The organism is Microbacterium alcoholitolerans (assembly GCF_050408615.1).
In the GTDB taxonomy this organism is placed as follows: Bacteria; Actinomycetota; Actinomycetes; order Actinomycetales; family Microbacteriaceae; genus Microbacterium.
The window spans coordinates 2,016,502-2,028,476 of the sequence record NZ_JBNTKD010000001.1; the positions used below are offsets into that span (position 1 = coordinate 2,016,502).

Annotated in this window: 14 protein-coding genes; 11 read left to right on the forward strand and 3 right to left on the reverse strand. The window is 63.8% G+C overall.

What is annotated here, in order from left to right:
* Positions 1-51 precede the first annotated feature (51 nt).
* Both dnaN and dnaA read right to left on the reverse strand, forming a co-directional pair.
* The gene (gene dnaN, locus ACQUSX_RS09655) at positions 52-1,197 is read right to left on the reverse strand and encodes a DNA polymerase III subunit beta (protein ID WP_428906719.1); all 1,146 of its coding nucleotides are present in this window, start codon (positions 1,195-1,197) and stop codon (positions 52-54) included.
* A gap of 416 nt (positions 1,198-1,613) precedes the next feature.
* Positions 1,614-3,008, reverse strand: a complete 1,395-nt coding sequence (gene dnaA, locus ACQUSX_RS09660; RefSeq protein ID WP_428906720.1) for a chromosomal replication initiator protein DnaA — start codon at positions 3,006-3,008, stop codon at positions 1,614-1,616.
* A 323-nt stretch (positions 3,009-3,331) separates the two neighbouring features.
* Here dnaA and rpmH point away from each other — a divergent pair, with 323 nt between their 5' ends.
* The 11 genes from rpmH to ACQUSX_RS09715 all read left to right on the forward strand — a co-directional run bounded on the left by rpmH (position 3,332) and on the right by ACQUSX_RS09715 (position 11,549).
* Positions 3,332-3,469, forward strand: coding sequence for a 50S ribosomal protein L34 (rpmH, locus tag ACQUSX_RS09665; RefSeq protein ID WP_064002918.1), 138 nt, complete (start codon positions 3,332-3,334; stop codon positions 3,467-3,469).
* A gap of 21 nt (positions 3,470-3,490) precedes the next feature.
* The gene (gene rnpA, locus ACQUSX_RS09670) at positions 3,491-3,844 is read left to right on the forward strand and encodes a ribonuclease P protein component (protein ID WP_428906721.1); all 354 of its coding nucleotides are present in this window, start codon (positions 3,491-3,493) and stop codon (positions 3,842-3,844) included.
* A complete protein-coding gene (gene yidD, locus ACQUSX_RS09675) occupies positions 3,841-4,191 on the forward strand; it encodes a membrane protein insertion efficiency factor YidD (protein WP_428906722.1) in 351 nt (116 codons plus the stop codon). The genes rnpA and yidD overlap by 4 nt, the downstream gene beginning before the upstream one ends.
* A gap of 3 nt (positions 4,192-4,194) precedes the next feature.
* On the forward strand, positions 4,195-5,256 hold the full coding sequence (yidC, locus tag ACQUSX_RS09680; protein ID WP_428906723.1) for a membrane protein insertase YidC: 1,062 nt from the start codon (positions 4,195-4,197) through the stop codon (positions 5,254-5,256).
* A complete protein-coding gene (locus tag ACQUSX_RS09685; RefSeq protein ID WP_428906724.1) occupies positions 5,256-5,750 on the forward strand; it encodes a Jag family protein in 495 nt (164 codons plus the stop codon). Before yidC ends, ACQUSX_RS09685 begins: the two co-directional genes overlap by 1 nt.
* 78 nt (positions 5,751-5,828) lie before the next feature.
* Positions 5,829-6,452: a 16S rRNA (guanine(527)-N(7))-methyltransferase RsmG gene (gene rsmG, locus ACQUSX_RS09690; protein ID WP_428906725.1), complete on the forward strand. Its 624-nt coding sequence runs from the start codon at positions 5,829-5,831 to the stop codon at positions 6,450-6,452.
* Between the two features lie 438 nt (positions 6,453-6,890).
* Positions 6,891-7,202, forward strand: a complete 312-nt coding sequence (locus tag ACQUSX_RS09695) for a GIY-YIG nuclease family protein (RefSeq protein WP_428906726.1) — start codon at positions 6,891-6,893, stop codon at positions 7,200-7,202.
* 651 nt (positions 7,203-7,853) lie between these two features.
* Positions 7,854-8,735 (forward strand): ParA family protein, encoded by an 882-nt coding sequence (locus ACQUSX_RS09700; RefSeq protein WP_428906727.1) that lies wholly within the window; start codon positions 7,854-7,856, stop codon positions 8,733-8,735.
* Positions 8,735-9,733: a ParB/RepB/Spo0J family partition protein gene (locus ACQUSX_RS09705; RefSeq protein ID WP_428906728.1), complete on the forward strand. Its 999-nt coding sequence runs from the start codon at positions 8,735-8,737 to the stop codon at positions 9,731-9,733. The genes ACQUSX_RS09700 and ACQUSX_RS09705 overlap by 1 nt, the downstream gene beginning before the upstream one ends.
* 76 nt (positions 9,734-9,809) lie before the next feature.
* Positions 9,810-11,249: a sugar porter family MFS transporter gene (locus ACQUSX_RS09710; protein WP_428906729.1), complete on the forward strand. Its 1,440-nt coding sequence runs from the start codon at positions 9,810-9,812 to the stop codon at positions 11,247-11,249.
* 9 nt (positions 11,250-11,258) lie between these two features.
* Positions 11,259-11,549, forward strand: a complete 291-nt coding sequence (locus ACQUSX_RS09715) for a tryptophan synthase subunit alpha (protein ID WP_428906730.1) — start codon at positions 11,259-11,261, stop codon at positions 11,547-11,549.
* A 76-nt stretch (positions 11,550-11,625) separates the two neighbouring features.
* Here ACQUSX_RS09715 and trxA read toward each other — a convergent pair whose 3' ends face one another.
* On the reverse strand, positions 11,626-11,949 hold the full coding sequence (trxA, locus tag ACQUSX_RS09720) for a thioredoxin (protein WP_101187486.1): 324 nt from the start codon (positions 11,947-11,949) through the stop codon (positions 11,626-11,628).
* Between the last annotated feature and the right edge of the window lie 26 nt (positions 11,950-11,975).

Here is an 11,975-nt window from a genome sequence, read left to right on the forward strand (position 1 = left end):
GCTCTCATGGAGCGCCGAGCTCTGATGGAGTGCCGATTCCGGGAAGCGGGATCAGCGAAGCAGCAGGTTGGGCTGAAGCAGGTACTTGAACGAGTCGGATCCGGCCTGATCGACCGACGTCTGGCTGGTCACGAGAACCGGGCTGAGCTTGTTGGCATTGTCGCTCGAGGTGAACGTCACGCGGGTGAACTCGCTCTTGACCGCACCGAGGGCTTCGAGCAGGTACTGCGGGTTCAGTCCGAGCACGACCTCGTCGCCGCCGTTCAGATGGGCGTCGACCGACTCACTCGCCCGCGCCTGCTCGCTGCCGGAGGCATCCATCGTCACGCTGTCGGTGCCGAATGTGAAGCGCAGCGGCGCCGATCGATCGAGGACCAGCGCAACGCGGCGGACCGCCTCGACCAGATCTGCGGTGTTCACGACGGCGTAGTGATCGGTCTGCTCGGGGAACAGGCGTCGCACGGGCGGGAAGTTGCCCTTGATCAGGAGAGAGGTCACCGTCTTGTTGCCCGAGGTGAACGCGATGATCTCGCGGTCGCCCTCGCCCGAGAAAGCGATCTCGATGTTGCCGCCGTGCGCGAAGGTCTTGCCGACCTCGGTGAGTGTGCGCGCCGGAACCAGCGCGGTCTGCTCGGCGACATCGTCGCCATCCCACGGCACGTTTCGCAGAGACACGCGGTAGCGGTCAGTGGCGACGAGACTCAGGTCGTGTCCCGAGACCTCGAGCTGCACACCCGTGAGGACGGGGGTGACGTCATCGCGCGATGCGGCGAACGCCACCTGCGCGATGGCCGTGCCGAAGTCCTCGGCGGGTACGACGCCGGTGGAGCCGGCGACCTCGGGGATCGACGGGTATTCCTCGACGGGCATGGATGCCAGGGTGAATCGCGCCGAACCGCAGGTGACAGCGATGCCGCCGTCGTCTTCGACTGCGATCTCGATCGGTGCGTTGGGAAGACGGCTCGCGATGTCGGAGAGCAGTCGGCCGTGAACGAGGATCGTTCCCGGCTCGTCGACGGTCGCCTCGATCGTCGTACGCGCGGATGCCTCGTAGTCGAAGGCCGAGAGAGTGAGCTGCTGACCGGATGCCTCGATCAGCACACCCGCGAGGATCGGCTGCGGATTGCGCTGCGGAAGCAGCTTCACGACGAACGACACAGCCTCGCTGAACACGTCGCGGTTGACCTGGAACCTCACGGGCGCTCCCTCGTTGTACTTCAGCTGACGCGGTGGACCCACTGCGAGCCATCCCATGCTAGCCGCACCGGGGGAAGGCTCCGCTACCCGGAGATCGTTGTGATTCGCGGTTCGTCCACATCCGTCCGGTCATCGAATGACCCTTCTCAGAGATAGACCTCTTAACGGTGTTAACAGCTGTGGATACTGTGGATAACCCGGTGGATATCAGTGAAGAGTAGGAAACTACACACGTGTGAGATGTGGAAACGCTGAGGAATCCGCGGGTTTCAGGGGAACTGGCTTGGGATCGGGCGGATTGGGTTATCCACAGGATGCGATCAATCCGGCATCCGAAACCGTCTGATTGCACAAGTTATCCACAGGTCCTGCGGAGAACTGACGCGATGCCGATCGGCGGTAGGCGTGTCGCGGTGTCAGCGACGGCTGATCTGCGTGGTGATCTCGGTGACCTGGTTGTAGATCGAACGGCGCTCCTTCATGAGCTCGCTGATCTTCTTGCATGCGTACATCACGGTCGTGTGGTCGCGGTTGCCGAAGAGCTGACCGATCTTCGGCAGGGAAAGGCTCGTGCGCTCACGGCATAGATACATCGCGATCTGGCGAGCGGTCGCGATCTGCTGTGAACGGCTCGAGCCGTAGAGATCGTCGACGGTGAGCTTGAAGTAGCCCGCTGTCGCCGTGATGATGTCGGTCGGCGAGATGATGTTGTCCTCGGTGGTGTCGACGATGTCGCGCAGCACGGTCTGTGCCAGCGAGATGTCGAGCGAGGAGCGGTTCAGGCTCGCGAACGCGGAGACGCGGATGAGCGCGCCCTCGAGTTCGCGGATGTTCGACGAGACCACGGTTGCGATGTACTCGAGGACTTCATCGGGGATGTGCAGTGATTCGCTCTGCGCTTTCTTGCGGAGGATCGCGATGCGGGTCTCGAGGTCGGGCGCCTGCACGTCGGTGATCAGACCCCACTCGAAGCGGCTGCGCATGCGATCTTCGAAACCGGTCAGCAGCTTCGGAGCCACATCACTGGTGATCACGACCTGTTTGTTGTGATCGTGCAGCTGGTTGAACGTGTGGAAGAAGGCTTCCTGCGTCTCGGCGCGGCCCTGCAGGAACTGGATGTCGTCGATCAGGAGGATGTCGACTTCGCGATAGCGGCTCTGGAACGCGGCGCCGCGGTTGTTCGCGATCGAGTTGATGAAGTCGTTCGTGAACTCCTCACTGGAGACATAGCGAACTTTCACACCGGCGTACAACGACTGGGCGTAGTCACCGATGGCGTGCAGCAGGTGCGTCTTGCCGAGACCCGAATCGCCGTAGATGAACAGCGGGTTGTACGCCTTGGCCGGCGCCTCGGCCACGGCGACCGCGGCAGCATGCGCAAAGCGGTTGGACTGGCCGATGACGAAGTTGTCGAAGGTGTACTTCGGGTTCAGCCGTGATTCATGGCGCATCGGCGTCGGCTGCTGCTCGATCGGTGACTCGATGCGGATTGGCTCGGGCGTGGAGAAGTCCGGGACGGCGATCGGTGCGGTCGGTTGGTCGGCCAGCTCGTGGTTGACGACCGTCCGGTACGAGGTGACTTCGTCGCCGATCGCAGAGAGAGCCTCCATCAGGGGGACGCGCAGACGCTTGTTGATCTGCGCGGCCGTGAGATCGTTCGGCACATCGAGGTAGAGCACGCCGCCCATCACACCCGCCGGCACGACCAGGCTCAGAAATCCGTGCAGCTGAGGGCTGACCCTGTCATCCGCGGACAGACGTTCGCGGAGCGTCGACCAGATCGGCACATCGGGTTGGGCTGCAGAGGTCATGATGCTCCGGGGCGGGGTTGTGGAAAGGTCGCCTTGAAGCGTGATCTCCCCCTGTGGATAACGTTCGAAGCAACGGTAGCCATCGGCACGCCGAACAGCAAGCCGTGCCCGGAAACATGCGGGTGTGTCGTGACATGGGAGAGTCTCCACAGGTGTGGATAATGGCTGTGCGCAACTCACCGGGTGCACAGTGGCATCGGGTGGTGGATTTGCCCTGCGCCGCGGCAGGTCGTACCCTTAATCGGTTGACTTATGCCTAACGGCAGTACCCCCTGTCTCCGGATGATTGAACTCCCGGTGACACCCATTCCCGGAGTGATTCCATGAGCAAGCGCACCTTCCAGCCCAACAACCGTCGTCGCGCCAAGAAGCACGGCTTCCGCGCCCGCATGCGCACCCGCGCCGGTCGCGCCATCCTTTCGGCACGCCGCTCGAAGGGCCGCACCGAGCTCTCGGCGTAAAGCCCTGACTCGGACCACGTCGTGCTCGCCCGGCCGAATCGTCTGACCAGCGGCGCCGACTACCGACAGGTGGTTCGTCGTGGCACACGGTGCGGCGGGCCTCGTCTGATCACCTCGGTGCTCCGAGGCGCGGATCGACGGGCACCGCGGTTCGGGTTCATCATCAGCAAGCAGGTAGGAACCGCCGTGGTTCGAAACACCGTTCGCCGTCGCCTGAAGGCGGTGTGCGCGGAATTCGTCGGCATGGTTCCGGAGGGCACGGATGTCGTCATCCGTGCCCTTCCTGCATCCGCGACCGCGGACTTCGCCGACCTGCGCGCAGATGTGTCGCGGTGTCTGCAGCGTCTGCTGCCCGGAGTGGAGCAGCGAGCATGAGTGCGCTGCCGTCCTACGCCTTCGGAACGGCGCAGTTCCGGGCATCCGATCTCGTTCGTGGCGTGCTGGTGCTTCCCCGCAATCTCGTGCTCGCCTTCCTCGTCGGGTATCGGGCGGTCATCTCGCCGCTGTACGGCGACGTGTGCCGGTACTACCCATCTTGTTCCGCGTACGCTGTAGGAGCGGTTCAGCAGCATGGCGCCGTGTGGGGAGCGGTGCTCTCGGCATGGCGCATCCTGCGTTGCAATCCGTGGAGCAAGGGCGGCGTCGACGATGTTCGCCCCCACGCTCACTTCCGATACGACCTGACTCCTCGAGGCTTCGTCGTACCTGCTCGAAAGGACTGAACAGTGGGTCTTGACCTCCTGCTCGCAAGCACCCAGGCCCCGGCGGATTCCGGCGGCTTCGACTTCCTGGGTGCCATTCTGTGGCCACTGAAGTGGGCGGTTGAGCTCATTCTGGTCGCCTGGCACTGGGTGCTGACCGCCGCCGGCATGCCCGCGGCTGCCGGTCTGACGTGGGTGCTGTCGATCGTCGGGCTCGTGATCGTGGTTCGCGCAGCGGTCTTCCCGCTGTTCGTGAAGCAGATCAAGAGCCAGCGGAAGATGATGGAAATCGCTCCTGAACTGCGAAAAGTTCAGGAGAAGTACAAGGGCAAGAAGGACCAGCTCTCTCGCGAGGCGATGAGCCGCGAGACCATGGCGCTGTACAAGAAGCACGGCACGACGCCGATGTCGAGCTGCCTGCCGCTGCTGGTTCAGATGCCGATCTTCTTCGCGCTGTTCAGTGTTCTGCGCGACGTGGGAATGCACGCGCGGGACGGCATCGGCGGAGTCGGGATGCTGAGTGCCGAGCTCACGAAGGAGTTCTACGACGCCACGCTGTTCGGAACCGTCTCGTTGCACGAGACGCTCGGCGAGGCGTGGGAAGACCAGAACGTCACCGCGATCGTGCTGCTGGCGATCCTCGTCGTCCTGATGATCGTGTCGCAGTTCTTCACGCAGCTGCAGATCATCTCGAAGAACCTGTCGCCCGAGGCGAAGACCGGGCAGGCGTACCAGATGCAGAAGATCATGCTCTACGTGCTGCCGCTGGGCTTCATCTTCTCGGGTGTCTTCTTCCCGCTCGGTGTCGTCATCTACTGGTTCGTGTCGAACCTCTGGACCATGGGTCAGCAGTTCCTGGTGATCCGTGAGATGCCGACCCCCGGCTCTGAGGCCGCGAAGGCGCGCGAGGAGCGCCTCGCTCGCAAGGGCAAGGCGATCAACGCTCAGGGGAAGATCGTGCCGATCGAAGTCGTCCAGGCGGAGGAGCAGCGCAAGCTCGAGGAGATGGAGAAGGCGAAGGCCGAGGCACCGAAGCGAGAGCAGCCGATGAGCAAGAAGCGCGCGAAGAAGAAGGGGTCCAACTGATGGCCACTGATGAGCTGAAGACCTCGACCGATGCGTCGGTTGAGGATCTCGAGCACGAGGGCGACGTCGCCGCTGACTTCCTCGAGGAACTTCTCGACATCGCTGACATCGACGGTGATCTGAACCTCGATGTGCGACAGGGACGTGCCTATGTCTCGGTCGAAGCAGAGGGCGATGGCCTCTCGCTTCTCTCCGCGCCCGACACAGTGCAGGCGCTGCAGGAGCTGACGCGTCTCGCCGTTCAGAGTAAGACCGGGTCGTTTTCGCGGTTGATCCTGGACATCGGTGGGTCACGCGACACCCGCCGCCGCCAGCTCGAGTCGCTGGTCGACGCCGCTGTCGCGAAGCTGGATGACGGCGCGAGCCAAGCTTCGCTGCCGTCGATGTCGAGCTACGAGCGCAAGCTGGTGCACGACATCGTGTCGGATCGGGGACTTGTCTCGGAGTCTTACGGTGAGGGGCCCGACCGTCACACGGTCATCTCCCGTCGTTGATGTTTCACGTGAAACGTCGACTTCCCGGTCATTGAGCGAGCGAACACCCAGGTCATTGAGCGAGCGAAGCGAGACGAAATGCCCACCACACCAGAAGCCGAACCGACAGCCGCCGCGAGCCTCTTCGGTCCTCGGATCGACCTCGCTCGGCAGTTCACTGCGGCGTTGATCGCAGAAGGGGAGTTGCGTGGACTGATCGGCCCACTGGAACTCCCGCGGATCTGGACACGTCACATTCTCAATTCCGCGATCGCGGCGCCGCTTTTTCATGGGTCGGTGGCCGATGTCGGTTCGGGCGCAGGTCTGCCTGGACTGGTTCTGGCGATCAGTCGCCCGGATGTGCAGTGGACACTGATCGAACCGATGGACCGTCGTGTTACGTGGCTGAACGAGCAGATCGAGTCGCTCGGACTCGACAACGTGACGGTCATGCGGGCTCGCGGCGAAGATGTGGGGCTGGAGTTCGACGTGGTCACGGCTCGTGCTGTCAGTGCGCTGCGGACGCTTATCCCGATCACGGCTCCTCTGGTGAAGGATGGAGGAGAGCTGATCCTCCTCAAGGGACAGAACGTGGACGGCGAGATCGCCGCAGCGCAGAAGGTTCTGAAGAAGCACAAGGTCACTGACGCCGCGGTTGAGATTCTCGGTGAGGGCATTCTGTCCGAATCGACTCGCGTCTTCCGCGCGCGGGTCCGCGCCTGAGCGCTCTCCCCGTCTGCGCCTCCCCGGGCGTTGAGCGAGCGGAGCGAGTCGAAACGTATTCGCTATGTGCGTCATTTCGTCTCGTCGCTGCGCTCCTCGCTCAATGACCGGAGATCCTCCGTTCCCCGGGCGTTGAGCGAGCGGAGCGAGTCGAAACGCGTTCTATGGACGGGGCATTTCGTCTCGTCGCTTCGCTCCTCGCTCAATGACCGGAGGTTCTCCGTTCCCCGGGCGTTGAGCGAGCGGAGCGAGTCGAAACGCGTTCTATGGACGGGGCATTTCGTCTCGTCGCTTCGCTCCTCGCTCAATGACCGAGGATGCCGGGGTCCTGGACCCACGCCCGCTGAAAGCTGTCCACAAGACTCCGATTCACGTGAAACATCCACAGAACGTGGATAGTTGCCGCCATCGGTCGACCGACATTCGTACGCTCTCCTGATGATCGGCTACACGTACATGCTGCGTTGCTCGGACGGAACCTTCTACGTTGGCAGCACCAGAGACCTCGACACTCGCGTCGCAACACACGCGCAGGGACTCGGAAGCGCCTACACGTCGTGCCGGCTTCCGATCCAGTTGGTCTGGTGGGCCGAGTTCGACCGCATAGACGAGGCATTCGCGCTCGAGAAGCGAATGCAGGGGTGGAGCCATGCGAAGCGATTCGCGTTCACTCAAGGCGGATACGACGCCATCAAGGGCTGGAGTGCCCGCGAACGCGCGCTTCGGAAACCGCACCGGCCAAGCGAGTGATCGGTGCGCGGTAGTAGGGCATTTCGACTCGTCGCTTCGCTCCTCGCTCAATGACCTGGTGCCCGGTCGTTGAGCGAGCGGAGTGAGTCGAAACGTCTATCGGTGCGTGGTGTTTCACGTGAAACGGCCATTTCGTCTCGTCGCTTCGCTCCTCGCTCAATGACCGAGTGCGTGGTACCCCCGGTCGTTGAGCGAGCGCAGCGAGTCGAAACGTCTTATCGGTGGCTGGTTGTTTCACGTGAAACGGCCATTTCGTCTCGTCGCTTTGCTCCTCGCTCAATGACCGGGTGTGTGGGGCCCCGGTCGTTGAGCGAGCGCAGCGAGTCGAAACGCGTTCTCGGTGGCTGGTTGTTTTCACGTGAAACGGCCATTTCGATTCGTCGCTTTGCTCCTCGCTCAATGACCGGGTGTGTGGGGCCCCGGTCGTTGAGCGAGCGCAGCGAGTCGAAACGCGTTCTCGGTGGCTGGTTGTTTTCACGTGAAACGGCCATTTCGATTCGTCGCTTCGCTCCTCGCTCAATGACCGCGTGGGCGGGGCCGGGGTGGGACGGGGGTGGGGGTGGGGTCGGTTAGAGTGGAACACGGTCCCGAAAGGAGTCGATGTTTCACGTGAAACCATCCGACAACGCATCGCCGAACAACGATTTCGGGATGGATACCCCCCTCGCTCGCGAGCTAGCCGATCTGTCCTCCCGACGCAAGGCCCTCAGCAAGGTCGACGTCCGATTCGACGATGAATCCCGCATCTTCACGGTGTCGAACCAAAAGGGCGGAGTCGGCAAGACCACCACAGCGGTGAACCTCGCCTCAGCACTCGCAGATATCGGCGCGAAAGTGCTCGTCATCGATCTCGACCCCCAGGGCAACGCCTCCACCGCATTGGGCGTGACGCACAGTGCTGACACCGTGAGCATCTACGACGTCCTGATCAACGACGTGCCGTTCGCAGATATCGTGCAGGAGAGCCCGGAATCGCCCAACCTGCTCTGCGCGCCGAGCACCATTCACCTCGCCGGCGCTGAGATCGAGCTGGTCTCACAGGTCGCGCGGGAGTTCCGGCTCCGCCGCGCACTCGAGCTCTACCTCAAGGACTACGCCGTCGACTTCGTGATCATCGACTGCCCACCATCGCTGGGGCTCCTGACGATCAACGCCTTCACGGCAGCATCCGAAGTCCTGATCCCCATCCAGTGCGAGTACTACGCGCTCGAAGGACTCAGCCAGCTGCTCGGCAGCATCCAGATGATCCAGAAGCATCTGAATCCCGAACTTCACCTCTCGACGATCCTGCTCACCATGTACGACGCGCGCACGCGCCTCGCACAGCAGGTCGCCGACGAGGTGCGCACACACTTCCCGGAGCAGGTCCTCGAGTCAGTGATCCCTCGCTCCGTGCGAGTATCCGAGGCTCCGAGCTTCGGTCAGTCCGTCATCGCGTACGACGGAACATCGGCCGGCGCCATCGCCTACCGGGAAGCAGCAGTAGAGATCGCGCAGCGAGGTCAGCGGACTGCGCACGAACAGGGGGCATGATGGCCAAACGCACTGGACTCGGTCGAGGCATCGGCGCGCTCATCCCGACGGCGGATCAGTCCGAACGTCCCGTCGACGTCTTCTTCCCGGGAGCCGTCAAGATCAAGCAGAACGACACTGCGCCGGTCGAGCAGTCGGATGCCAGCATCGAGGCAGCCGAAGAGCAGACCGAAGAGGCGCTCACTGAGATCCCGGGCATCCGACTCATTCAAGTCGACCCGCGTCAGATCGTTCCGAACCCGCGTCAGCCGCGCACGCACTTCGATGAGGACCACCTCGCCGAACTCGTGCACAGCGTGCGCGAGTTCGGCGTGCTGCAGCCGGTCATCGTTCGCAAGAACACCGGCGGCGACTACGAGCTGATCATGGGGGAGCGGCGCACCCGCGCCGCCCGCGAGGCCGGCCTCGACACGATCCCCGCGATCGTGCGCGAGACCGCCGATGAGGACCTGCTTCGCGACGCCCTTCTCGAGAACCTGCACCGGTCCGAGCTGAACCCTCTGGAAGAAGCATCCGCCTACCAGCAGCTGCTTGAGGACTTCGGCATCACTCAGGAAGAGCTTGCAACTCGCATCGGCCGCTCGCGCCCGCAGATCAGCAACACGATCCGCCTGCTTCGGCTGCCGATGCCGGTTCAGCAGCGCGTCGCCGCCGGAGTGCTCTCGGCCGGTCACGCACGAGCCATCCTCTCGCTCGATGACGTCGAGCAGATGCAGCGTCTCGCCGACAAGGTCGTGAACGAGGATCTCTCGGTGCGTGCCACTGAGGCCGCGGCCAAGGAGCTTCCCGCGGCGTCCGGCAAGCGTGTGAAGCCGCAGGCCGGGGCGCGTCGGGCCTACCTCGACGAGGTGTCGAGCAAGCTCGGCGACCGTCTGAACACGCGCGTGCAGATCGCACTCGGCGCACGAAAGGGCCAGGTCAAGATCGAATTCGCATCGATTCAGGATCTGAACCGGATTCTCGGCGAGCTCGGCGAAGCGGAGTTCGGCAACCGCTGAGATCCCTCGGCGAAAGGCTCTTCCTCTCGCCACCCGGCTGGGTTAGGCTCCGGTCAATCACACACCGGGGGGCGAGATGGTTGAGACAGTGAAGTCCGGCGGCATCCGAGGTCGGGTCATCGGCGTGAGCATCGCCGCGGCACTAGGCGGCTTCCTCTTCGGCTTCGACACGGCTGTGATCAACGGCGCCGTCGACGCACTGGCGGATGCCTTCGATCTCGGCGTCGCTCTGAAGGGCTTCGCCGTGTCGTCAGCGCTGATCGGCTGCGCCATCGGCGCGTGGTTCGCCGGGCCCGTCGCGAATCGATTCGGGCGGATTCCGACGATGCTCATCGCGGCGGTGCTGTTCCTCGTCTCGGCGGTCGGGTCCGGCCTCGCGTTCGGCGTCATCGACCTGATCATCTGGCGCGTCGTCGGCGGATTCGGCGTCGGCGCAGCATCCGTCATCGCGCCGGCGTACATCGCGGAGGTGTCGCCGGCGAAGATCCGCGGGCGGCTCGGGTCGCTGCAGCAGCTCGCGATCGTCACCGGCATCTTCGTCGCGCTCCTCTCCGACGCGCTGCTCGCGAACGTCGCCGGCGGAGCCGCGGAGCCGCTGTGGGGACTGGATGCCTGGCGCTGGATGTTCATCGCCGAGGCGATCCCGGCGATCGTGTACGGCGTGATGGCGCTGGGTCTGCCCGAATCTCCGCGGTACCTGGTCGCCCGAGGTGAGTTGAAGAGGGCCGGCGAGGTGCTCACGGTCGTCACGGGCGAGCACGACGTCGACGCGAAGATCGCTGAGATCACCGGCACCATCAACACCGAGCGCAAGGAGTCGCTGCGAGACCTGCGCGGACACCGTCTCGGGCTGAAGCCGATCGTCTGGATCGGCATCCTGCTGAGCATCTTCCAGCAGTTCGTCGGCATCAACGTGATCTTCTACTACTCGACCACCCTGTGGCGATCGGTCGGCTTCGACGAGTCGGATGCCCTGACCATCACCGTCATCACGTCCGTCACGAACATCGTCGTCACCATCATCGCGATCCTGCTCGTCGACCGCGTGGGGCGTCGTCTGATGCTGCTGGTCGGCTCGGTGGGAATGGCACTGACCCTCGGTCTGATGGCCGTCGCGTTCTCGTTCGGGACTCTTGATGCCGCGGGCGAGGTCGTCCTGCCCGAGCCGTGGTCCACCATCGCCCTGATCGCTGCGAATGCGTTCGTGGTGTTCTTCGGCGCGACCTGGGGACCGCTGGTCTGGGTGCTGCTGGGGGAGATGTTCCCGAACTCGATCCGCGCGAGCGCTCTGGCGGTGGCCGCCGCGGCGCAGTGGATCGCCAACTTCTTCATCTCCACGACGTTCCCGGCCTTCGCCGAGATCGGTCTCACGTTCGCATACGGCTTCTACGCCTTCTTCGCCCTGCTGTCGTTCTTCTTCGTCTACTACAAGGTGGCCGAGACGAAGGGCCGAGAGCTCGAATCGATGACCGACGAGGTGAACATCGCGCGCCGTGGTCGTCGCCGACGCGCGTAGGCTTGTCAGGTGAGCGATTCATTCCCCCGCCGTGCCAGCCTGGAAGTGCTGCGCGCCGAAGCAGGGGATGAGCGCTCGGTGCTCGTGCACGAGCGGCTGCGCAGCGGACAGGATCCGTGGGACTTCATGAGCGAGCTGCCCTCGGTCGACGAACTGGTCGTGCTGCTCCTTCGCGCCGACGTCGTCGACCACCGCGGGGGCAATGTCCGCGATCGCCGCTGGAACGATCAGGTGCTGCGCACGATCGCGCTGGAGTACCCCGAACTGAGTCCGACCGTGTGGCGGATGCTGGCAGCGTAGCGCCGCCCCGGGCATCCGGATGCAGAAGAGCCCGCCACCTCGAAAGGTGACGGGCTCTCAACAGCGCGAGGCGAACTCAGCCGATGAACGGCGCGAGGTCCTGCTCGAGGGCGAACTTCGGCTTGGCTCCGATGATCGTCGTCTTGACCTCACCGCCCTGGAACACCTTCATCGCCGGGATCGAGGTGATCTGGTACTTCATCGCGAGGTCGGGGTTCTCGTCGACGTTCAGCTTGAGGATCGTGATCTTGTCGGGGTTCTCGGCCTGGATCTCGTCGAGCACCGGCGCGACCATGCGGCACGGCCCGCACCAGGCGGCCCAGAAGTCGACCAGCACCGGACCGTCGGCCTGCAGGACGTCCTGCTCCCAGGTGGCCTGCGTGGTTGCCTTGGCAGTCATTGAATCTCCTTGTTCGGTGTCATCCG